Source organism: Pseudomonas sp. KCJK8993 (assembly GCF_046230915.1).
GTDB classification, from domain to species: Bacteria; Pseudomonadota; Gammaproteobacteria; order Pseudomonadales; family Pseudomonadaceae; genus Aquipseudomonas; species Aquipseudomonas piscis.
Genome location: NZ_JBJJLO010000005.1, coordinates 1 through 20,596 on the forward strand (window position 1 = coordinate 1; position 20,596 = coordinate 20,596).

21 protein-coding genes and 1 pseudogene are annotated in these 20,596 nt (G+C 66.2%); 9 read left to right on the top strand and 13 right to left on the bottom strand.

From position 1 onward, the window contains the following. From ACK6AU_RS02935 to glyQ, 4 genes are all read right to left on the bottom strand, one after another. The coding region (locus ACK6AU_RS02935; protein ID WP_409297665.1) for a lysophospholipid acyltransferase family protein at positions 1-734 on the bottom strand (734 nt) is incomplete at its 3' end. 80 nt (positions 735-814) lie between these two features. Beyond that, entirely contained in the window at positions 815-1,348 is a 534-nt protein-coding gene (gene gmhB / locus ACK6AU_RS02940) for a D-glycero-beta-D-manno-heptose 1,7-bisphosphate 7-phosphatase (protein ID WP_185696743.1), read from the bottom strand. A gap of 17 nt (positions 1,349-1,365) precedes the next feature. After that, entirely contained in the window at positions 1,366-3,420 is a 2,055-nt protein-coding gene (gene glyS, locus ACK6AU_RS02945; protein WP_185696742.1) for a glycine--tRNA ligase subunit beta, read from the bottom strand. Then, a complete protein-coding gene (gene glyQ / locus ACK6AU_RS02950) occupies positions 3,417-4,370 on the bottom strand; it encodes a glycine--tRNA ligase subunit alpha (RefSeq protein ID WP_022641565.1) in 954 nt (317 codons plus the stop codon). The genes glyS and glyQ overlap by 4 nt, the downstream gene beginning before the upstream one ends. Before the next feature lie 81 nt (positions 4,371-4,451). Here glyQ and ACK6AU_RS02955 point away from each other — a divergent pair, with 81 nt between their 5' ends. The 3 genes from ACK6AU_RS02955 (at position 4,452) to ACK6AU_RS02965 (ending at position 6,301) form a co-directional block, all read left to right on the top strand. Continuing rightward, a complete protein-coding gene (locus ACK6AU_RS02955; protein WP_185696741.1) occupies positions 4,452-5,012 on the top strand; it encodes a DNA-3-methyladenine glycosylase I in 561 nt (186 codons plus the stop codon). A gap of 91 nt (positions 5,013-5,103) precedes the next feature. Next, the gene (locus ACK6AU_RS02960; RefSeq protein WP_185696740.1) at positions 5,104-5,991 is read left to right on the top strand and encodes a lysophospholipid acyltransferase; all 888 of its coding nucleotides are present in this window, start codon (positions 5,104-5,106) and stop codon (positions 5,989-5,991) included. 70 nt (positions 5,992-6,061) lie between these two features. Next, a complete protein-coding gene (locus tag ACK6AU_RS02965) occupies positions 6,062-6,301 on the top strand; it encodes a PilZ domain-containing protein (RefSeq protein WP_185696739.1) in 240 nt (79 codons plus the stop codon). A gap of 159 nt (positions 6,302-6,460) precedes the next feature. Here ACK6AU_RS02965 and ACK6AU_RS02970 read toward each other — a convergent pair whose 3' ends face one another. From ACK6AU_RS02970 to def, 5 genes are all read right to left on the bottom strand, one after another. Beyond that, a complete protein-coding gene (locus tag ACK6AU_RS02970) occupies positions 6,461-6,778 on the bottom strand; it encodes a tetratricopeptide repeat protein (protein ID WP_185696738.1) in 318 nt (105 codons plus the stop codon). A gap of 33 nt (positions 6,779-6,811) precedes the next feature. Next, the gene (trkA, locus tag ACK6AU_RS02975) at positions 6,812-8,185 is read right to left on the bottom strand and encodes a Trk system potassium transporter TrkA (protein ID WP_053137831.1); all 1,374 of its coding nucleotides are present in this window, start codon (positions 8,183-8,185) and stop codon (positions 6,812-6,814) included. Between the two features lie 24 nt (positions 8,186-8,209). Then, positions 8,210-9,520 (bottom strand): 16S rRNA (cytosine(967)-C(5))-methyltransferase RsmB, encoded by a 1,311-nt coding sequence (gene rsmB, locus ACK6AU_RS02980; RefSeq protein ID WP_185696737.1) that lies wholly within the window; start codon positions 9,518-9,520, stop codon positions 8,210-8,212. After that, entirely contained in the window at positions 9,517-10,461 is a 945-nt protein-coding gene (gene fmt / locus ACK6AU_RS02985; RefSeq protein ID WP_409297670.1) for a methionyl-tRNA formyltransferase, read from the bottom strand. Before fmt ends, rsmB begins: the two co-directional genes overlap by 4 nt. 70 nt (positions 10,462-10,531) lie before the next feature. After that, complete coding sequence (gene def, locus ACK6AU_RS02990; RefSeq protein ID WP_185696735.1) at positions 10,532-11,038, bottom strand: peptide deformylase; 507 nt, start codon at positions 11,036-11,038, stop codon at positions 10,532-10,534. 369 nt (positions 11,039-11,407) lie between these two features. Here def and dprA point away from each other — a divergent pair, with 369 nt between their 5' ends. Both dprA and ACK6AU_RS03000 read left to right on the top strand, forming a co-directional pair. Next, positions 11,408-12,511 carry a DNA-processing protein DprA gene (gene dprA / locus ACK6AU_RS02995; protein WP_185696734.1) on the top strand — a complete coding sequence of 368 codons (1,104 nt, stop codon included), beginning with the start codon at positions 11,408-11,410 and terminating at the stop codon, positions 12,509-12,511. 54 nt (positions 12,512-12,565) lie between these two features. After that, on the top strand, positions 12,566-13,123 hold the full coding sequence (locus tag ACK6AU_RS03000; RefSeq protein WP_185696733.1) for an L-threonylcarbamoyladenylate synthase: 558 nt from the start codon (positions 12,566-12,568) through the stop codon (positions 13,121-13,123). Between the two features lie 64 nt (positions 13,124-13,187). Here the strand turns inward: ACK6AU_RS03000 and ACK6AU_RS03005 are convergent, their stop codons facing one another. Continuing rightward, a complete protein-coding gene (locus ACK6AU_RS03005) occupies positions 13,188-14,165 on the bottom strand; it encodes an NADPH:quinone reductase (protein ID WP_409297673.1) in 978 nt (325 codons plus the stop codon). A gap of 167 nt (positions 14,166-14,332) precedes the next feature. Between ACK6AU_RS03005 and hemF the strand changes: the two genes are divergently transcribed. Together hemF and aroE are read left to right on the top strand one after the other, a co-directional pair. Further along, positions 14,333-15,250: an oxygen-dependent coproporphyrinogen oxidase gene (hemF, locus tag ACK6AU_RS03010; RefSeq protein ID WP_185696731.1), complete on the top strand. Its 918-nt coding sequence runs from the start codon at positions 14,333-14,335 to the stop codon at positions 15,248-15,250. 43 nt (positions 15,251-15,293) lie between these two features. After that, positions 15,294-16,115: a shikimate dehydrogenase gene (gene aroE, locus ACK6AU_RS03015; RefSeq protein WP_409297676.1), complete on the top strand. Its 822-nt coding sequence runs from the start codon at positions 15,294-15,296 to the stop codon at positions 16,113-16,115. A 75-nt stretch (positions 16,116-16,190) separates the two neighbouring features. Here the strand turns inward: aroE and ACK6AU_RS03020 are convergent, their stop codons facing one another. Beyond that, positions 16,191-17,759, bottom strand: coding sequence for a SulP family inorganic anion transporter (locus ACK6AU_RS03020; protein WP_409297678.1), 1,569 nt, complete (start codon positions 17,757-17,759; stop codon positions 16,191-16,193). 81 nt (positions 17,760-17,840) lie between these two features. On the opposite strand from ACK6AU_RS03020, the pseudogene ACK6AU_RS03025 reads away from it, so the two are divergent. Next, positions 17,841-17,972, top strand: a pseudogene (locus tag ACK6AU_RS03025) (LysR family transcriptional regulator); the annotation flags it as partial. On the opposite strand, the gene ACK6AU_RS03030 reads toward ACK6AU_RS03025, so the two are convergent. Together ACK6AU_RS03030 and ubiA are read right to left on the bottom strand one after the other, a co-directional pair. Continuing rightward, positions 17,938-18,417 (bottom strand): DoxX family protein, encoded by a 480-nt coding sequence (locus tag ACK6AU_RS03030; RefSeq protein ID WP_185696728.1) that lies wholly within the window; start codon positions 18,415-18,417, stop codon positions 17,938-17,940. The pseudogene ACK6AU_RS03025 and the gene ACK6AU_RS03030 sit on opposite strands and share 35 nt — an antisense overlap. A gap of 59 nt (positions 18,418-18,476) precedes the next feature. Then, positions 18,477-19,382, bottom strand: coding sequence for a 4-hydroxybenzoate octaprenyltransferase (ubiA, locus tag ACK6AU_RS03035; protein WP_185696727.1), 906 nt, complete (start codon positions 19,380-19,382; stop codon positions 18,477-18,479). Positions 19,383-19,597: 215 nt separating this feature from the next. Here ubiA and ACK6AU_RS03040 point away from each other — a divergent pair, with 215 nt between their 5' ends. Continuing rightward, positions 19,598-20,596 (top strand): LysR family transcriptional regulator, encoded by a 999-nt coding sequence (locus ACK6AU_RS03040; RefSeq protein WP_185696726.1) that lies wholly within the window; start codon positions 19,598-19,600, stop codon positions 20,594-20,596.

Below are 20,596 nucleotides of genomic sequence, written 5' to 3' on the forward strand. Positions count from 1 at the left end.
GGCAATGAGCCCATTTCCCGCTGGGCCTGCTCGTTCCAGGCCGCCACCCGGTCGTTGAGATCGGCGATGGCCCGTGGGCCGCTGCCTTCGGCGTACATGGGCGCGCCAATGGTCACGGTGATGGTCCCGGGGCGCTTGCTCCAGCCTGTCTTGGGCCAGAATTTGCCGGCGTTATGGGCCACCGGCAAGACCGGCAAGCCGGCGTTCACCGCCAGGGCACTGCCACTGCGGGAGAACTTGCCGATCTGGCCATAGGGCACGCGGGTGCCTTCGGGGAAGATCAGTACCCAGACGTTGTCCTTGAGCAGCTCATCGCCCTTGCTCGCCACTTGCTTGAGGGCGGCCTTGGGGTTGTCCCGGTCGATGGCGATGGGGCGCAGCATGGCCATGGCCCAGCCGAAGAACGGCACGTACAGCAGTTCACGCTTGAGCACTTGGCTCAAGGGTTGGAAGTAAGCCGAGAGGAAGAAGGTTTCCCAGGTGCTCTGGTGGTTCGAGACGATCACGCAGGGGTGTTCCGGAACATTGTCCGCGCCCTTCACTTCTACGCGGATGTCGAGCAATACCTTGGTCAGCCACAGGGCACAGCGACACCAGTAGACATTGATAAAGCGATAGCGCGCCTTGAAAGGCAGGAACGGCGCGATGAAAAAGCTCAGGGAGCACCACAGCAAGGCGCTGGTGCTCAACAGCAGGTAAAAGAAGAAGGTTCTGATGGCCTGCAGGATCGACATAGCGGCATTTACCATTGCGGGCATGCCCGCTTTAAAAAGCGCTCTCCCGAACGGTCCTGGATCAGGATGCCAGAAGGGGCCTAATTGTGGATAAGTTCAGCGGCAACGGCCGCCAAGTCGTCAAAAATCAAGGTGCCTACCGGCAGGGTTTTCCCCAGGGTCTTTTCGCCTTTTCCGGTCTTTACCAATACGGGCTGACAGTCGACGGCTGTTGCCGCCTCCAGGTCACTGAGACTGTCACCTACGAACCATAGATGGCCGAGGTCGGCCTGGTAGTGTTCGGCGATGGTCCGCAGCATTCCCGGCTTGGGCTTGCGGCAGTCGCAGCCTTCATCCGGACCATGGGGACAATGGACGATCAGCCCGACTTCGCCGCCCTGCTCCGCCACCAGCTCGCGCAGGCGCGCGTGCATGGCGTCGAGGGTGGCCAGGTCGTAGTAGCCGCGGGCAATGCCGGACTGGTTGGTGGCCACCGCCACCGTCCAGCCGGCCTTGCTCAACTGCGCAATGGCTTCGATCGATCCGGGGATCGGTATCCACTCCTGCACCGATTTGATATAGGCATCGGAGTCGTGATTGATCACGCCGTCGCGATCGAGTATCAGCAGTTTCACAGCAGTTCCCTATCCGCTCAGCTCAGTACCGAAATGTCGGCCACGCCCAGGAACAGGCCACGCAGGCGCGCCAGCAGCGCATAGCGGTTGGCCCGTACGTTGGCGTCTTCGGCATTGACCATCACCGCCTCGAAGAAGGCGTCCACCGGCTCGCGCAGGGCGGCCAGGCGGGCCAGGGTCTCGCTGTACTGGCGGGCTGCGGCCATGGGCTGGACAGCCTGGTCCGCCTGCTGGATCGCCGAATACAGGGAGAACTCGTTGGCATTGTCGAAGTACTTGGCTTCGATGGTGGTCGGCACGTTGCCTTCGATCTTGCTCAGCAGGTTCGACACGCGCTTGTTCACCGCTGCCAGCGCCGCGGCTTCCGGCAGCTTGCGGAAGGCCTGCACGGCCTGTACGCGCTGGTCGAAGTCCAGGGCCGAACCCGGTTTCAGGGCCCGTACCGACAGGTAGGTGGCCACATCCACGCCTTCGTCCTCGTAGCGTGCGCGCAGGCGGTCGAAGATGAACTCCAGCACCTGCTCGGCCAGGCCGGCGGCCTTGACCTTGCTGCCGAAGGCGCCGACGGCGAAGGCCACCGCTTCGTTCAGGTCCAGGTCGAGCTTCTTCTCGATCAGGATCCGCAGCACGCCCAGGGCCGCACGGCGCAGGGCGTAAGGGTCCTTGCTACCGGTGGGCAGCATGCCGATGCCGAAGATGCCCACCAGGGTATCGAGCTTGTCGGCGATGGCCACGGCGGCACCGGTCAGGGTGCTGGGCAGCTCGGCACCGGCGCCACGGGGCATGTATTGCTCGTTGAGGGCCAGGGCCACGTCTTGCGGCTCGCCGTCATTGAGGGCGTAGTAGTAGCCAGCGATGCCTTGCATCTCGGGGAACTCGCCGACCATCTCGGTGGCCAGGTCGCACTTGGAAAGGATGCCGGCACGGGCTGCGCGCTGGGCGTCGCCACCGATGCGCGGGGCGATGAAGGCGGCCAGCTTGGAAACACGCTCGGCCTTGTCGTAGACGCTGCCCAGCTTCTCCTGGAAAACCACGTTCTGCAGGCGCTGGTTGAAGTCCTCGAGCTTCTGCTTCTTGTCTTGCTTGAAGAAGAACTCGGCGTCGGTCAGGCGTGGGCGCACGACTTTCTCGTTGCCCTCGATGATCTGGCGCGGGTCCTTGCTCTCGATGTTGGCCACGGTGATGAAGCGCGGCAGCAGCTTGCCATCCACGTCCAGCAGGCAGAAGTACTTCTGGTTGTCCTGCATGGTGGTGATCAGGGCTTCCTGGGGCACTTCCAGGAACCGCTCCTCGAACGAGCACACCAGCGGTACCGGCCACTCAACCAGGGCGGTGACCTCGTCCAGCAGGTCGGCCGGGACGATGGCGGTGCCTTCCTGCAGGCGCGCCAGCTCTTCGGTGCGCTTGCTGATCAGCTCGCGGCGCTCGTTGGCGTCGGCCAGTACGTAGGCGGCACGCAGGTCGGCCAGGTAGTTGGCCGGCGCGGTGATGCGCACGCTCTGTGGGTGGTGGAAGCGATGGCCACGGGAGTCGCGACCGGCCTTCTGGGCCAGGATGGTGCAGTCGATGACTTCATCGCCCAGGAGCATGACCAGCCACTGGGTCGGACGCACGAACTCTTCCTTGCGCGCGGCCCAGCGCATGCGCTTGGGAATCGGCAGGTCGTTGAGCGAATCCTCGACGATGGTCGGCAGCAGGCTGGCGGTAGGCTTGCCCTTGATGCTCTGGCTGTAGCGCAGTTTCGGACCGCTCTGGTCGATCTCGCTCAGGTCCACGCCGCACTTCTTGGCGAAGCCCAGGGCGGCCTGGGTCGGGTTGCCCTCGGCATCGAAGGCCGCCTGGCGTGGCGGGCCGTCGAGGTTGATGCTGCGGTCCGGCTGCTGGGTGGCCAGCTGGGTGATCAGTACCGCCAGGCGCCGTGGCGCGGCGTAGACGTGCTTGGCTTCAAAGCTCAGGCCAGCGCTCTGCAGGCCTTTTTCGATGCCGGCCAGAAAGGCTTCGGCCAGGGTCGCCAGGGCCTTGGGTGGCAGTTCTTCAGTGCCCAGTTCAACCAGAAAATCTTGCGCACTCATTGTGCCGCCTCCAACTTAGCCAACACTTCATCACGCAGGTCCGGGGTCGCCATCGGGAAGCCCAGCTTGGCCCGGGCCAGCAGGTAGGCTTGCGCGACGGAACGCGCCAGGGTGCGCACACGCAGGATGTACTGCTGGCGCGCGGTCACCGAGATGGCCCGGCGTGCATCCAGCAGGTTGAAGGTGTGCGAGGCCTTGAGGACCATTTCATAGCTCGGCAACGGCAGCGGCTGGTCCAGCTCGATCAGGCGCTTGGCTTCGCTTTCATAGAAATCGAACAGTTCGAACAGCTTGTCGACGTTGGCGTGCTCGAAGTTGTAGGTTGACTGCTCCACCTCGTTCTGGTGGAACACATCGCCATAGGTGACCTTGCCGAACGGGCCGTCGGCCCAGACCAGGTCGTAGACCGAGTCCACGCCCTGCAGGTACATGGCCAGGCGCTCCAGGCCATAGGTGATCTCGCCGGTCACCGGGTAGCACTCGATGCCGCCGGCCTGCTGGAAGTAGGTGAACTGGGTCACTTCCATGCCGTTGAGCCAGACTTCCCAGCCCAGGCCCCAGGCGCCCAGGGTCGGCGATTCCCAGTTGTCCTCGACGAAACGGATGTCGTGCACCAGTGGGTCCAGGCCCACGTGCTTGAGCGAGCCCAGGTACAGCTCCTGGAAGTTCTCGGGGTTGGGCTTGAGGACCACCTGGAACTGGTAGTAGTGCTGCAGGCGGTTGGGGTTCTCGCCGTAGCGGCCGTCAGTGGGGCGGCGGCTTGGCTGCACGTAGGCGGCGTTCCAGGTTTCCGGGCCGATGGCCCGCAGGAATGTGGCGGTGTGGAAAGTGCCGGCGCCTACTTCCATATCGTAGGGCTGAAGTACCACACAACCTTGCTCGGCCCAGTACTGCTGGAGGGCGAGGATCAAGTCTTGGAAGGTACGCACGGCTGGCGTAGGCTGGCTCACGAAATTCACCTGTTACTTGGGCTGCGATTTAAGGAGCGGGAGTATACCCGATTCGGTCCTGCGCACGCCCCCTGGAGCCTTATGCCACGCTGCTTTTGGTGTACCGAAGATCCGTTGTACATGGCTTATCACGATCAGGAATGGGGCGTACCGCTGCGCGATGGGCAGCGCTTGTTCGAGTTGTTATTGCTCGAAGGGTTCCAGGCCGGGTTGTCATGGATCACTGTGCTGAAGAAGCGCGAGCGCTATCGGCAGGTACTGTTCGGCTTCGATGTGCAACGGGTGGCGCAGATGAGCGATGCCGAGATCGACGAGCTGATGCTCGATCCGGGCATCATCCGCAACCGCCTCAAGCTCGAGGCCGCGCGGCGCAATGCCCAGGCCTGGCTGGAACTGGACGATCCGGTGGCGTTCCTCTGGTCCTTCGTCGGCGGCGTGCCGAAGATCAACCATTTTGCCGATCGCAGCGAGGTCCCGGCGGTGACGCCCGAGGCCGAGGCCATGAGCCGAGGCTTGCGCAAGGCCGGTTTCACCTTCGTCGGCCCGACCATCTGCTACGCGCTGATGCAGGCTTCGGGCATGGTCATGGACCACACCCGCGACTGCGATCGTTACCCCAGCCTGAGCTCCCCGGCGCCATGAGCGCCACGGCAGGCGCTTTCGCACAGGCGCCGATGGCTGGTTAGAATAGCCGGCTGCGACTAGGTCATGACCAAGAGATCAGGAGTCATCTGTGGATAAGTTCAAAGGCGCCCTGCTGGTGGGAGCCCTGCGGTTGTTTGCCCTGCTGCCCTGGCGCGCGGTGCAGGCGGTCGGCGCGGCCATCGGCTGGATCATGTGGAAGACGCCCAACCGCTCCCGCGACGTGGTGCGCATCAACCTGGCCAAGTGTTTTCCCCAGATGAACCCCGCCGAGCGCGAGCGTCTCGTCGGGCAGAGCCTGAAGGACATCGGCAAGTCCCTGACCGAGAGCGCTTGTGCCTGGATCTGGCCGGCCGAGCGCTCCATTGCCCTGGTGCGTGAAGTCCAGGGCCTGGAAGTGCTCCAGCAGGCCCTGGCCTCGGGCAAGGGCGTGGTGGGCATTACCAGCCACCTGGGCAACTGGGAAGTGCTCAACCACTTCTACTGCAGCCAGTGCAAACCGATCATTTTCTACCGTCCGCCCAAGCTCAAGGCGGTGGACGAACTGCTGCGCAAGCAGCGGGTGCAACTGGGCAACCGCGTGGCGGCCTCCACCAAGGAAGGCATCCTCAGCGTCATCAAGGAAGTGCGCAAGGGCGGCTCGGTGGGCATTCCCGCCGACCCGGAACCGGCCGAATCCGCCGGGATCTTCGTGCCCTTCTTCGCCACCCAGGCCCTGACCAGCAAGTTCGTGCCCAACATGCTGGCCGGCGGCAAGGCCGTTGGCGTGTTCCTGCATGCCCTGCGCCTGCCCGACGGCTCGGGCTACAAGGTGATCCTCGAGGCGGCTCCGCAGGACATGTACAGCACCGACACCGAAGTCTCCTGCGCGGCCATGAGCAAGGTGGTCGAGCGTTACGTGGCGGCCTACCCGAGCCAGTACATGTGGAGCATGAAGCGTTTCAAGAAGCGCCCTCCTGGCGAGGCGCGCTGGTACTGACAGAGCTGGCACGATCCGTGGATAACCTCGCTCGAGGATTATCCACAGACACTGGACAAGGGCGCAGAAGATGTCCGATCACCGCAAGTCGTTCCGTATCAAGATTTCCCACGAGAGCATCGGCGAATGCCTGGGGCAGACCCGCAACCTCTCGGCCAGCGGCGTCTATGTGCAAAGCCCGCAGCTGGCGCGGTTGCCCAGGGGCGCCGTGGTCTATGGCCAGGTGCAGGGCTTGCCGGCGGCCGCGCCACGGGTGCGCATGGAAGTGGTGCAGGTGGACGCCGAGGGCATCTCCCTGCGCTATCTCTGAGCCCGGCCCTGTAGGTAGCCGCTGCCGAGCCCGCGAGGCGGCGAAAAGGACCGCAGGGCCTTGCTTGGCGGTCTTTCGCTGAGCCTTTGGTGAGATCTTGAGAGCCCCCGCGAGCGTTGCGCTCGTTCGCCGCCTGCGGCAGCGGTTACCGGGTGAGGGTCAGCCTTGGGACTGGCGGTCGAGTTTTTTCAGGAACACGGTCATTTCCTTTTCCGCCTGTTTGTCGCCCTGGCTCCGGGCCGCCTCCAGGCCCTGCTCCCAGGCCTGGCGCGCCGCTTGTAGCTCGCCCTGCCCTTGCAAGGCCTTGCCCAGCAATTTCCAGGCCGCGGAATACTTCGGGTCCTGGGTCACGCACTGGTGCAGGTGGGCGGCGGCCCGGGCATGCTCGCCCTGATCCAGGTAGCCCTTGCCCAGGCCGAAGCGCAGCAGTGGGTTATCCACACCCTTGGCGAGCATTTTTTCCAGCGATTCCAGCATTGTCGTCCCTCCTGTGGACAAGACAGCGTTCGATCAGAAGAAGCTCAGGCCCACGTGGAACAGCTTCTCCACATCGCGGATATGTTTTTTATCCACAAGGAACAGGATCACGTGGTCCCCGGCCTCGATCACCGTATCGTCGTGGGCGATCAGCACCTCTTCATCACGGATGACCGCGCCGATGGTGGTCCCCGGCGGCAGGCCGAGGTCGCCGATGGCCCGTCCGATCACCTTGCTCGACTTGGCGTCGCCATGGGCGACGGCCTCGATGGCTTCCGCCGCGCCCCGGCGCAGCGAGTGCACGCTGACGATATCGCCACGGCGTACGTGGGCCAGCAGGGTGCCGATGGTGGCCAATTGCGGGCTGATGGCAATATCGATATCGCCACCCTGGATCAGGTCGACATAGGCCGGGTTGTTGATGATGGTCATGACCTTCTTCGCCCCCAGGCGCTTGGCCAGCAGCGAGGACATGATGTTGGCCTCGTCGTCGTTGGTCAGGGCCAGGAAGATATCGGCGTCGGCGATGTTCTCTTCCAGCAGCAGGTCGCGGTCCGAGGCGCTGCCTTGCAGGACCACGGTGCTGTCCAGGGTATCGGAGAGGTAGCGACAGCGGGCCGGGTTCATCTCGATTATCTTGACCTGGTAGCGGCTCTCGATGGCCTCGGCCAGGCGCTCGCCGATCTGCCCGCCACCGGCGATGACGATGCGCTTGTAGGATTCCTCGAGCCGGCGCATCTCGCTCATCACCGCGCGGATGTGGGCCTTGGCGGCGATGAAGAACACTTCGTCGTCGGCCTCGATCACCGTGTCGCCGGTGGGCATGATCGGCCGGTCGCGGCGGAAGATCGCCGCCACCCGGGTGTCGACGTTGGGCATGTGCTCGCGCAGTTGGCGCAGTTGCTGGCCGACCAGCGGGCCGCCGTAGTAGGCCTTCACCGCCACCAGCTGGGCCTTGCCCTCGTAGAAGTCGATCACCTGCAGCGAACCGGGGTGCTCGATCAGGCGCTTGATGTAGTTGGTCACCACCTGTTCCGGGCTGATCAGCACGTCCACCGGAATGGCATCGTTGTCGAACAGGCCGGCGCGGGTCAGGTAGGCGGCCTCGCGCACCCGGGCGATCTTGGTCGGGGTGTGGAACAGGGTGTGGGCGACCTGGCAGGCCACCATGTTGGTTTCGTCGCTGTTGGTCACGGCCACCAGCATGTCGGCGTCATCGGCCCCGGCCTGGCGCAGCACCGTGGGAAAGGAGCCGCGGCCTTGCACCGTGCGGATGTCCAGGCGATCGCCGAGATCGCGCAGGCGTTCGCCATCGGTATCCACCACGGTGATGTCGTTGGCTTCGCTGGCCAGGTGTTCGGCCAGCGTGCCGCCTACTTGGCCGGCGCCGAGGATGATGATCTTCATCCACTACTCCCTAGATTCTTGTGCTTACCCGCGCGAGGCGGCGATCTTGATCAGCTTGGCATAGTAGAAGCCGTCGTGGCCGCCCTCCTGGGCCAGCAGCTGGCGGCCGTGGGGCTGGCGCAGGCCGGCTGCAGTGGCCAGGTCCAGCTCCCGGGCGCCCGGGGTGCGGGCAAGGAAGGCGCCGATCACCTCGGTGTTCTCGGTGGGCAGGGTCGAGCAGGTGGCGTAGAGCAGGATGCCGCCCACCTCGAGGGTTTGCCACAGGCTATCGAGCAGCTCGCCTTGCAGTTGCGCCAGGGCCGCGATGTCGTCGGGCTGGCGGGTCAGCTTGATGTCCGGATGCCGGCGGATCACCCCGGTAGCCGAACAGGGCGCGTCCAGCAGGATGCGCTGGAACGGCTTGCCGTCCCACCAGGCCTGGGTGTCGCGGCCGTCGGCGGCGATCAGTTGGGCGTCCAGCCCCAGGCGCTCGAGGTTTTCCCGCACGCGGACCAGGCGCTTGGCTTCCAGGTCCACGGCCACCACGCCGGCCAGGGCCGGCTCGGCTTCGAGGATGTGGCAGGTCTTGCCGCCAGGGGCGCAGCAGGCGTCCAGCACCCGCTGCCCGGGGGCCAGGTCCAGCAGGTCGGCGGCCAGTTGCGCGGCTTCGTCCTGCACGCTCACCCAGCCTTCGGCGAAGCCTGGCAGGCCGCGCACGTCACTGGCCTCGGCCAGCAGGATGCCGTCTGCGCTGTACGGGCAGGCGCTGGCGCCAACGCCCGCTTCGGCCAGCAGCGCCAGGTAGGCATCGCGGCTGTGGTGGCGGCGGTTGACCCGCAGGATCATCGGCGGATGGGCGTTGTTGGCGGCGCAGATGGCTTCCCATTGCTCGGGCCAGAAGGCCTTGAGCGATTTCTGCAGCCAGCGCGGGTGGGCAGTACGCACCACCGGGTCGCGCTCCATGCCGGCGAGCAGTGCCTCGCCCTCACGCTGGGCGCGGCGCAGCACGGCATTGAGCAGGCCCTTGGCCCAGGGTTTCTTGAGCTTGTCGGCACAACCGACGGTCTCGCCGATGGCGGCGTGGGCCGGGATGCGGCTGTAGAACAGCTGGTACAGGCCCACCAGCAGCAGCGCCTGGACATCGGCGTCGGCCGCCTTGAAGGGCTTCTGCAGCAATTGCGCGGCCAGCAGCTCGAGGCGCGGTTGCCAGCGGGCGGTGCCGAAGGCCAGGTCCTGGGTCAGGCCGCGATCGCGCTCCTCGACCTTGTCCAACTGCGCGGGCAGTGAGCTGTTGAGCGAGGCCTTGCCGCTGAGTACGGCGGCCAGGGCACGGGCGGCAGCCAGGCGTGGATTCATTGGCCGAGTACCTTGCCGCTGGCGAACTTCTCGCGGCGACTGTTGAACAGGTCGCTGAAGGCCAGGGCCTTGCCACCGGGCAATTGCAGGCGGGTCAGGCTCAGGGCGCCGGCACCGCAGGCGACGACCAGGCCGTCCTTGCTGGCGGATAGGATTTCACCGGGAGCGCCCTGGCCTGTGGAGACGTTGGCGGCCAGGACCTTCACGCTCTCGCCATCGAGGGTGCTATGGCACACCGGCCATGGGTTGAAGGCGCGGACCAGGCGTTCCAGTTCCACGGCGGGACGGCTCCAGTCGATGCGTGCCTCGTCCTTGTTCAGCTTGTGGGCGTAGGTGGCCAGGCTATCGTCCTGCACTTCGCCTTGCAGGGTGTCGGCGGCCAGGCCGGCGATGGCTTGCACCACGGCGCCCGGGCCCATGGCGGCCAGGCGGTCGTGCAAGGTGCCGCCGGTGTCTTCGGCGTTGATCGGGGTGAGTACCTTGAGCAGCATCGGCCCGGTGTCCAGGCCCGCTTCCATGCGCATCACGGTCACGCCGCTCTCGGCATCGCCGGCTTGCACGGCGCGCTGGATCGGTGCCGCACCACGCCAGCGTGGCAGCAGCGAGGCATGGCTGTTGATACAGCCCAGGCGTGGGATATCCAGCACTGCCTGGGGCAGGATCAGGCCGTAGGCTACCACCACCATCAGGTCCGGCTGGAGTGCGGCCAGTTCGGCCTGGGCCTCGGCGTTGCGCAGGGTCTGCGGCTGATAGACCGGGATCGCATGCTCCACGGCCAGGGCCTTGACCGCGCTCGGCATCAGCTTCTGCCCACGGCCGGCCGGGCGATCGGGCTGGGTATAGACGGCCACGATCTCGTAGGGGCTGGCGAGCAGGGCCTTGAGGTGTTCGGCGGCGAATTCGGGGGTGCCGGCAAAGACGATGCGCAATGGCTCAGTCATGGGGAATCTCGCTTGCTGAAGATGCGAAAAAGAAAAAGGCTTGCCATGGCAAGCCTTTGCAAGACGGCCATCAAGCCTGCTGGCGATGCTGCTTTTCCAGCTTCTTCTTGATCCGGTCGCGCTTGAGCGTGGACAGGTAGTCGACGAACAGCTTGCCGTTGAGGTGGTCGCACTCGTGCTGGATGCACACCGCCAGCAAACCTTCGGCGATCAACTCGTAGGGCTGGCCGTCGCGGTCCAGGGCCTTGACCTTGACCCGCTGCGGGCGGTCGACGTTTTCGTAGAAGCCCGGTACCGACAGGCAACCTTCCTGGTACTGGTCCATCTCGTCGGTCAGGGGCTCGAACTCGGGGTTGATGAAGACCCGGGGCTCGCTGCGGTCTTCGGACAGGTCCATGACCACGACGCGCTTGTGCACGTTGACCTGGGTCGCCGCCAGGCCGATGCCCGGGGCCTCATACATTGTTTCAAACATGTCGTCGACCAACTGACGCACTTCGTCGTCCACTACGGCCACGGGTTTGGCGATAGTGCGCAGGCGCGAATCGGGGAATTCGAGGATGTTTAAAATGGCCATAGGCGTAATTGCTACACGTGTGAAATGAGGGCGGATCCGGCGTCCGGGCAGGTCCTGGACCTGGGCCGCCGATGTAAAACGTGCTCTGCAAGGGAGCGAGCCGTGCTGGCTTTGGCGTTTCACGCGAACGCACATGATAAAGGGATTCAGCCCCTGAGGAAATCACTGTTCGCCTTGCTGTCCCTGGGCTGCAGGCGCATCGCCGGCGCTTTTTCCCATCCATGCGCGTCCGTGCCAGCCTGGCTTGGCCAAGAGTGCCCGGGCAAGTGCCTGGGGTCTTGAGGGAAGGTGTTCCTCAACAAGTTACCAACAGATTTATCCACAGGTTGTTCCGGTGTATGCCGCAGCCATGACGATCAAGGATGATCCATGTCGCACTCGACCATTGGCGCCATTTCCCCTGCGGAACTGGAGGCCCGTTTACGTTTGCATGGCCTGCCTGGCCTTGGCCCCATGCGTTTCAAGCGCCTGCTCCAGGCTTTCGGTGGTGCGGCCAAGGCCCTCAGCGCCCCGGCCGCTGCCTGGCAGTCCCTGGGATTGCCGGCGGCCTGTGCCGAGGCCCGGCGCAGCGCTACGGTGCGCGAGGATGCTCGGCGTGCACTGGCCTGGATAGACGGCCAGGCCAGGCATTTGCTGATGTGGGACCAGCCCGGCTACCCGGCGTTGCTGGCCCAGTTGGAGGACGCCCCGCCCCTGCTGTTCGTGGCCGGCGATCCGACGATCCTCGAGTCGCCACAGTTGGCGCTGGTGGGCAGCCGGCGTGCCTCGCGGCCCGGCCTGGATACGGCGGCGGCGTTTTCCCGGAACCTGGCCGCGGCCGGTTTCGTCATCACCAGCGGCCTGGCCCTGGGCATCGACGGGGCCGCGCACCGGGCGGCGCTGGAGGTCGGCGGGCGCACCGTGGCGGTGCTCGGCACCGGCCTGGAAAATTGTTATCCACAGCATCACCGGGAGCTGGCCCGGGCGATGGTCGAGCAAGGCAGCGCGCTGGTGTCCGAGTTCGCCCTGGATACCGGGCCGCGTCCGGAGCATTTTCCTCGGCGCAACCGGATCATCAGCGGCCTGTCCCTGGGGGTGCTGGTGGTCGAGGCCAGTGTCGCCAGCGGCTCGCTGATCACTGCCCGGCTGGCGGCAGAACAGGGGCGCGAGGTGTATGCCATTCCCGGTTCGATCCATCACCCCGGCGCCCGCGGTTGTCACCAGCTGATTCGCGATGGCGCGGTGCTGGTGGAAAGCGTCCAGCACATCCTCGAGACGCTGCAGGGCTGGCAGCGCTTGCCGCCGCCAGCCGAGCCGGTCGCCACCGATTCCCATCCGCTGCTGGCCTTGCTGCAAGCCGCTCCCCAGGGCAGCGAGGCCCTGGCGCTGGCCAGTGGCTGGCCCCTGCCGCGGGTGCTGGCGAGCCTGACCGAACTGGAGGTCGATGGTCGCGTGGTCAATGAAAACGGGCGCTGGTTTGCGCGCCTGAGCTAGGTTTTATAAGCAGGATCGGTAAACTGCGCACAGCTTTTATCTGGAGAGTCGGCAATGGTCAGCAGTTGGCGTGTGCAACAAGCCGCACGAGAGATTCGCGCAGGGGCGGTGATTGCCTATCCAACCGAAGCAGTCTGGGGCCTGGGGTGCGATCCGTGGAACGAAGAGGCGGTGGATCGCCTGTTGGCGATCAAGTCGCGGTCGGTGGACAAGGGTTTGATCCTGATCGCCGACAATATCCACCAGTTCGACTTCCTGTTCGAGGATTTCCCCGAAACCTGGATCGAACGCATGTCCAGCACCTGGCCGGGGCCCAATACCTGGCTGGTGCCCCATCAGAACCTGTTGCCCGAATGGGTCACCGGGGTCCACGACACCGTGGCCTTGCGGGTCAGCGATCATCCGTTGGTGCGCGAGCTCTGTGCCCTGGTCGGGCCGTTGATCTCCACCTCGGCCAACCCCCAGGGGCGGCCGGCGGCGCGGACCCGGTTGCGGGTCGAGCAGTACTTCCGGGGGCAGCTGGACCTGGTCCTGAGTGGCAGCCTGGGCGGGCGCAAGAACCCCAGCCTGATCCGCGACCTGGCCACCGGCAAGGTGATCCGGCCTTCCTGAGCCGCGCTGGCGAGGGCTGCGGCGCCGATTGGAGCGCGCCACCCTCGCCCGCTGTTTCCCCAGGCTAGGGCAGCAGTACCGTGGAACCGGTGGTGCGCCGCGCCGACAGTTCGACGTGGGCCTTGGCCGCGTCCGCCAGGGCGAAGCGCTGGTTGATCTCGACCTTGATGTGGCCGCTGGTGATCATGCCGAACAGGTCGTCGGCCATGCGTTGCAGGTTCTCGGCGTTGTCGGCGTAGCTGCCCAGGGTCGGCCGGGTCACGTACAGCGAGCCTTTGGCCGCCAGGATTCCCAGATTCACCCCTTCCACCGCCCCCGAGGCGTTGCCGAAGCTGACCATCAGGCCGCGTGGCGCCAGGCAGTCCAGGGACGTCAGCCAGGTGTCCTTGCCGACACCGTCGTAGACCACCGGGCATTTGCGTCCGCCGGTCAGCTCCAGCACCCGCTGGGCCACGTTCTCATGGCTGTAGTCGATGGTTTCCCAGGCGCCGAGGCCCTTGGCGAGGGCGGCTTTTTCCGGCGAGCTGACGGTACCGATCAGCTTCACCCCCAGGGCCTTGGCCCACTGGCAGGCCAGGGCGCCGACGCCACCTGCCGCCGCGTGGAACAGCACGGTCTCGCCGCCCTTGAGTTCGTAGGTCTGGCGCAGCAGGTACTGCACGGTCAGGCCCTTGAGCATCACCGCCGCCGCCTGCTCGAAACCGATGCCCTCAGGCAGCAGCACCAGGTTGCTTTCGGGCAGTACATGCACATCGCTGTAGGCGCCCAGCGGGCCGCTGCCGTAGCCCACCCGGTCGCCGACCTTGAAGCGGGTCACCGCGCTGCCCACCGCCTCGACCACCCCCGCGCCTTCGAAACCCATGCCCGAGGGCAAGGCCGGTGGTGCATACAAGCCACTGCGGTAGTAGTTGTCGATGAAGTTCAGGCCGATCGCCCGATTGCTGACCCGCACTTCCTGCGGGCCCGGCTCGGCCGGCTGGTAATCCACATACTCAAGTACTTCGGGGCCGCCATGGGCGCGGAACTGGATACGTTTGGCCATTTTTCCTCTCTCCTCGATCGCCTGTTAAAAGTGCCCTATCGGACTCCTCTGCTTGACCTTCGTCAACTGTGGCAGGCCCCGGCGCGGTGTTATGCTACGCGCCCATTTGCGCCGGCCTGCGCGTCATCCCTAGCGCCGCGTAGCTTTGCCCGACCCAAGGTGATGCCATGACTACCCGCACCGAGGCCGTGAAGGCCTACCTGCTCGACCTGCAAGACCGTATCTGCGCCGCACTGGAAACCGAAGACGGCGGCGCCCGTTTCATCGAGGACGCCTGGACCCGCCCTGCCGGCGGTGGCGGCCGTACTCGGGTGATCGGCGATGGCGCGGTGATCGAAAAAGGCGGAGTCAACTTTTCCCATGTGTTCGGCAACGGCCTGCCGCCATCGGCCAGTGCCCACCGGCCGGAACTGGCCGGTCGCGGCTTCGAGGCCCTGGGCGTGTCCCTGGTGATCCATCCACATAACCCCCATGTACCGACTTCCCACGCCAACGTACGGTTCTTCATCGCCGAGAAAGAAGGCGAGGAACCGGTCTGGTGGTTCGGCGGCGGCTTCGACCTGACCCCCTACTACGGCAACGAGGAAGACTGCGTGCACTGGCACCGGGTCGCCGAACGCGCCTGCGCGCCCTTCGGCCCCGATGTCTATCCACGCTACAAGGCCTGGTGCGACAGCTACTTCCACATCAAGCACCGCAACGAGCCGCGGGGCATCGGCGGCCTGTTCTTCGACGACCTGAACGAATGGGACTTCGACACCAGCTTCGCCTTCATGCGCGCCATCGGCGATGCCTACATCGAGGCCTACCTGCCCATCATCCAGCGCCGCAAGGCCACCCCCTACACCGAGCAACAGCGCGAATTCCAGGAGTTCCGCCGGGGCCGCTACGTGGAATTCAACCTGGTCTACGACCGTGGCACCCTGTTCGGCCTGCAATCGGGCGGCCGCACCGAGTCGATCCTCATGTCGCTGCCGCCGCAGGTGCGCTGGGGTTATGACTGGAAGGCCGAGCCGGGCAGCGAGGAAGCGCGCCTGACCGAGTACTTCCTCAAGGATCGCGACTGGCTGGCCGGCGCCCACTGAGCGGACCGGGCGGATGAATCGGCAGTGCACAAAGGGGGAAGAGATGGACCAGTACGTTGTCTTCGGTAATCCGATCGGCCACAGCAAGTCGCCGTTGATCCACCGGCTGTTCGCCGAACAGACCGGCCAGCAGCTGGAATACGCCACCCTGCTGGCGCCCCTGGACGACTTCGCCGGCACCGCCCGGCGCTTCTTCGCCCACGGGCGCGGGGCCAACGTCACCGTGCCGTTCAAGGAAGAAGCCTACCGCCTGTGCGACAGCCTCACCCAGCGGGCGCAGCGCGCCGGCGCAGTGAACACCCTGTGCAAGCAGGCCGATGGCCGCTTGCTGGGCGACAACACCGACGGTGCCGGGCTGGTACGCGACTTGACGGTCAACGCCGGGGTCGGCCTCAAGGGCAAGCGCATCCTGCTGCTGGGCGCCGGTGGCGCGGTGCGTGGTGCCCTGGAGCCGTTGCTGGCCGAGCAACCGGCCTCGGTGGTGATCGCCAACCGCACCGTGGAGAAGGCCGAGCAACTGGCCGCGGCCTTCGCCGACCTGGGGCTGGTGTCGGCCAGCGGTTACGACTGGCTGGAAGAGTCGGTGGACCTGATCATCAACGCCACTTCCGCCAGTCTTTCGGGCGAGTTGCCGGCGATCTCCGGCAGCCTGGTCGAGCCGGGCAGGACGGTGTGCTACGACATGATGTACGGCAAGGAGCCGACCACCTTCTGCCGTTGGGCCAGCGCACAGGGCGCGGCCCAGGTGCTCGATGGCTTGGGCATGCTCGCCGAGCAGGCGGCGGAAGCCTTCTTCCTGTGGCGTGGCGTGCGCCCGGACAGCGCCCCGGTACTGGCCGAGCTGCGGCGCCAGCTGGCGCTCTGACGGCTCGCCTCATCGTTCATCGCCAATAGCCGGCTGGCGATGGGTTCGTCGCTATGACCCCACAGCAACCCATGCTCAATCCTCAAAGCGGATCGGGCATTTATCCGCGCCTTCGAGCTTGCGCAATTCCTCGATCACCGAGGCCCGCGCCCGGCGCAGGGTCAGGCTGCCGCCCTGGCGCCTGAGCCGGCGCGCCTCCTGGTGCAGCATCGCCACTGCCGAATAGTCGATGAAGTTGATCTGCCGCGCGTCGATCACCAGTTTCGCCCCGTGGCAGCGCTGCATCCGCACCTGCAGGTAATGGCTGGCGCCGAAGAAGATCGAGCCGCCGACCCGCAGGATGTCCTCGTCGCCTTCGCGGCTGTACTGCACCCGGGGTTGCGAGGTGCGCTTGAGGTAGAAGAACAGCGACGCCAGGACCCCGGCATAGATCGCGGTCTGCAATTCCAGGAGCAAGGTGGCGATGAAGGTCAGGCTCATCACGGCGAACTCGGCGCGACTGACCCGGAACAAGGCGCGAATGGCCCGGTGATCCACCAGGCCCCAGCAGATCAGCAGGATGCTGCCGGCCATGGCGGGGATCGGGATATGGGCGATCAGCCCGGCGCCGGCCACTGTGAACAGTGCCACCCAGAGCGCCGAGAAGACCCCGGCCAGGGGCGAACGGGCGCCGGCCTCGTAGCTCAGCCCCGAGCGGGTGAAGGAGCCGGAGGACAGGTAGCCGGAGAAGAAGGCCCCGACGATGTTCGACAGGCCCTGGGCGCGCACTTCCTGGTTGGCGTCGAGCAGTTGCTCCGAGCGGGCCGACAGCGAGCGGGCGATCGACAGGCTGGTCACCAGCCCCAGCATGCCCACCGCCACGGCGCTGGGCAGCAGCCGCAGGACCAGCTCCAGGTCCAGCGGCAACGGGCTCAGGGGCGGCAAGTGGCCGGCGAAGGCACTCACCAGCCGTACCTGGCCGAACAGCCCCGGCAGCAGCCAGACCGCCAGCGCACTGAGCACCAGGCTCAGCAGCAGGCCTGGCCAGCGCGGGGCCAGCAGCTTGAAGCCGACCCCCAGCGCCAGGGTACCGAGCCCCAGTAGCAGGGACGGCCGGTCGAGGTCGCCCAGGTGCTGCAACAGCAGGCCCAGGCTGCCAAGGGCGGTGGCCTGGTTCGGCAGGTCCAGGCCCATCAGGTTGGGCAACTGGCCCAGGGCGATCACCACCGCCGCGCCGAGGGTGAAGCCCAGCACCACCGAATGCGAGACGAAGTTCACCAGCGCGCCGAAGCGCAGCATCCCCAGCAGCCACTGGAAGATGCCGGCCAGCAGGGTCAGGAGCAGGATCAGCGTGATGTAGTCCGCCGAAGCCGGCATCGCCAGGGGGCTGACGCTGGTGTAGAGAACGATGGAAATGGCCGCCGTGGGGCCGCAGATCAAGTGCCAGGACGAGCCCCACAGGCAGGCCACCAGCACCGGGACGATGGCCGCGTACAGCCCGTACTCCGGCGGCAGCCCGGCGATCAGGGCATAGGCGATCGATTGCGGCAGCGCCAGGATCGCCCCGCTCAGGCCCACCAGCAGGTCGCGGCCGACACTGGCGCGAGTCTGGCGTGGCAGCCAGCTCAGGAACGGCAGCAGTGAATGGCGGTCTGGCCAGGCCATGGGTCCTCGCGTTCAGCGTGTTCAGAGGCGTCAGGGTAAAGCATTGCCGCAGGGCTTACCCCAGTCCTTGCTCGCAATGCCGGTGGCGTGGTGCTGCCCCAGCGTAAACGCCGGGGGCCACTGATCCAGCGTTTCGTCGACTGGCTGATGGCCGAGCAAGCCACCAGCGCCCAGGCCCTCAAGGGCTTGGCGTTGCCGTCCATTGCCCTTTGACCGGGGCCTTGAACAATCCGGCCAGGGACAGCGCGCCGTTGCCCAGGCAGACCAACGCCAGCGACACCACGGCCAGGAAGGCCAGGTATTCCCAGCCACCGCCCGGGCTGGTGTAGATCCAGCCGTGGGCGCCATGGACGAAGGCGATGGCCCCCAGCAGCATCGGCAGCAGCGCCAGGGCCACCCAGCGCACGCCTATCCCCAGGATCAGCAGCAAGCCGCCCAGCAGTTCCGCCGCCACCGCCGGGTAGGTCAGCCACTCGGGCATGCCGGTGAGGCTGAACAGCTTGATCGTTCCCGGCCAGCCCAACACCAGGATCTTGAACAGCGCGTGGGCGCAATACATGGCCCCCAGGGCCAGGCGCAGCAGCAGGGTCGCCCACTGTTGCGGCGGGTTGCCGGAGGTTGGCGAGGGCATTGCGGGGGCGAACGAACGGGCAGGCATATGACAAATCCTTGTGTGGTTGGAGGTCGTTTTTGTTGCGGGTGTGGCGAAGGCCGTGGCTAGACGATGGCTACCGAGGCCCCGGCCAGCAGCAGGACGCCGATATGGCAGTTGCTGCGGAACAGGAGGTTGCAGGGCCCCGGATCGTCGGGGCTGAACAGGCTGAGCTGATAGGCCAGGGAAAGCCCGATCGGCAGCAGCAGGATGAAGAATCCGGGATTGGCCCCGGCCAGCAACCCTGCCGCGCCCCAGCACAACAGCGTCATGGTGTAGAAGCCGCCGATCCAGGCCTTGCCTTGGCCAGCGAACAGGGTCGCGGTGGAGCGCAGGCCCATCTTCAGGTCGTCTTCACGGTCGCTGTAGGCATACAGGGTGTCGTAGCCCAGCTGCCAGAACAGGCAACCGAGCCACAACGCCAGGGCGCTGGGTTGCAGGGCGCCGGTGGTTTCCACGCTGGCCATCAGCACGCCCCAATTGAACACCGCGCCGAGGAACGCCTGGGGCCAGTGGGTGAAGCGCTTGAGCAGCGGATAGACCAGGGTCAGGGGCACGCAGCACAGGGCCAACAGCACCGTCAGCGGCTGCAGGGTCAACAGCAAGGCGGCGGCCAACAACAGCTGGATCGCGAGGCAGGCCAGGGCTTGATGCAGGCTCAACGAGCCGTTGGCCAGGGGGCGCTGGCGGGTGCGGTTGACCTGGGCATCGAAGCGCCGGTCGAGGATGTCGTTGATGCTGCAACCGGCGCTGCGCATCAGCAGCGCGCCGAGGCAGAACACCAGCACCAGCCAGGCCGGGGGCACCTGCCCGGCGGACAGCAGCAGCGAAGCCAGGGCCGGCAGCAGGGTCAGCCAGGTGCCGATGGGCCGGTCCAGGCGCATCAGCCGGGCGTAGGGTTGCCAGGTGCGGGGCAGCCGGGTGGCGACCCAGTCCCGGGCCGGGATGTCGTTGAGATCGGGGGCGTTCATGTTCGTGGTTCCAGGGTGGTCTTCCATCGCCGCTGCCGGGCCCTGCAATCCTGGGACGCAGAGGGCTTTCAGCGAACTTCGGGCAAGCCGCCAGCGTGATCGCCGGGCTTGGTCGCGGGGCGTTCTGGGTGCGGGTCGGATGCTGTTAAAGTTGCCCGCGCCCGCCCCCGGCGGCAAGCGAACAATCCGCAATAGCCTCCTGCAGGATATGCAATATGCTCCGTGACGAAGTGCCCGGCCTCCCGCGTTTCGACCTCAACCTGCTGCGGGTTTTCGCTGCGGTCTACGAGGACCGCAGCATCCTCCTGGCCAGCAAGCGCTTGCATTTGAGCCAGTCGGCGGTCAGCCATGCCCTGACCCGGCTGCGCGAATCCCTGCAGGACGAGCTGTTCATCCGCACCGCCCGGGGCATGCAGCCCTCGGCCCGGGCCGAGGCGATCGCCGGCCCTTTGCGCGAGGCGTTGCTGAGCATCCAGCGCACCGTGGGCGTGGAAGCCTTCGACCCGGCCAGCGCCGTGCGCACCTTCACCCTGGCGAGCAACGACTACCTGAGTTCGGTGCTGCTGGCGCCATTGCTGCAGCGCCTGGCCCGGCAGGCGCCGGGGGTGGACCTGGTGGTCCGGCCCTCGACCCGCCTGGACCTGGCCGAACAGATCGATGTCGGGCGTATCGACCTGGCCATCGGCATGTTCGCCGAGTTGCCGCGGCGGGTGCACAGCGCCTGCCTGTGGGAGCAGCGCGATGTATTGCTGATGTGTCCCGGCCACCCGCTGCTCGAGCTGCCGCAGGTGACGCTGCAGGCCCTGGCGGACTGCCCCTTGGTCATCCTTTCGGTCGGTGGCCAGGAGGAAGGCGCGGTCAACGGCTACATCCTCGAGCGCGGCATCGCCCGGCAATCGGAGATGTTCCACCGCCAGCAGCTGGAGCAAGCCATGGCGGCGATCGGGCGCCGGCCCCGGTACAAGGTCACCCTGCCCCACTCCCTGGTGCTGCCGCAGTTGCTGGAGCAGTCGCCGTTGGTGGCGATCGTGCCGCAACCCCTGGCTCGGGATCTTGAGCGGCGCTTGGGCCTGTGCCAGCGGCCTTTGCCGCTGGCGGTCGAGCCATCGCCGCTGCTGGCGATCTGGCATGGGCGCAACGACACCGATCCGGCCCACCTGTGGTTGCGCCGACAGCTGCTGGACGTGGCGGCGAGCCTGGCTCCCCTGTCCTGA

Coding starts and splice junctions, on each gene's coding strand:
- glyS (WP_185696742.1), bottom strand. CDS start 3,420: ATGAGTGCGCAAGATTTTCTGGTTGAACTGGGCACTGAAGAACTGCCA.
- ACK6AU_RS02955 (WP_185696741.1), top strand. CDS start 4,452: ATGCCACGCTGCTTTTGGTGTACCGAAGATCCGTTGTACATGGCTTAT.
- ACK6AU_RS02965 (WP_185696739.1), top strand. CDS start 6,062: ATGTCCGATCACCGCAAGTCGTTCCGTATCAAGATTTCCCACGAGAGC.
- ACK6AU_RS02970 (WP_185696738.1), bottom strand. CDS start 6,778: ATGCTGGAATCGCTGGAAAAAATGCTCGCCAAGGGTGTGGATAACCCA.
- trkA (WP_053137831.1), bottom strand. CDS start 8,185: ATGAAGATCATCATCCTCGGCGCCGGCCAAGTAGGCGGCACGCTGGCC.
- rsmB (WP_185696737.1), bottom strand. CDS start 9,520: ATGAATCCACGCCTGGCTGCCGCCCGTGCCCTGGCCGCCGTACTCAGC.
- fmt (WP_409297670.1), bottom strand. CDS start 10,461: ATGACTGAGCCATTGCGCATCGTCTTTGCCGGCACCCCCGAATTCGCC.
- def (WP_185696735.1), bottom strand. CDS start 11,038: ATGGCCATTTTAAACATCCTCGAATTCCCCGATTCGCGCCTGCGCACT.
- dprA (WP_185696734.1), top strand. CDS start 11,408: ATGTCGCACTCGACCATTGGCGCCATTTCCCCTGCGGAACTGGAGGCC.
- ACK6AU_RS03000 (WP_185696733.1), top strand. CDS start 12,566: ATGGTCAGCAGTTGGCGTGTGCAACAAGCCGCACGAGAGATTCGCGCA.
- ACK6AU_RS03005 (WP_409297673.1), bottom strand. CDS start 14,165: ATGGCCAAACGTATCCAGTTCCGCGCCCATGGCGGCCCCGAAGTACTT.
- hemF (WP_185696731.1), top strand. CDS start 14,333: ATGACTACCCGCACCGAGGCCGTGAAGGCCTACCTGCTCGACCTGCAA.
- aroE (WP_409297676.1), top strand. CDS start 15,294: ATGGACCAGTACGTTGTCTTCGGTAATCCGATCGGCCACAGCAAGTCG.
- ACK6AU_RS03020 (WP_409297678.1), bottom strand. CDS start 17,759: ATGGCCTGGCCAGACCGCCATTCACTGCTGCCGTTCCTGAGCTGGCTG.
- ACK6AU_RS03030 (WP_185696728.1), bottom strand. CDS start 18,417: ATGCCTGCCCGTTCGTTCGCCCCCGCAATGCCCTCGCCAACCTCCGGC.
- ubiA (WP_185696727.1), bottom strand. CDS start 19,382: ATGAACGCCCCCGATCTCAACGACATCCCGGCCCGGGACTGGGTCGCC.
- ACK6AU_RS03040 (WP_185696726.1), top strand. CDS start 19,598: ATGCTCCGTGACGAAGTGCCCGGCCTCCCGCGTTTCGACCTCAACCTG.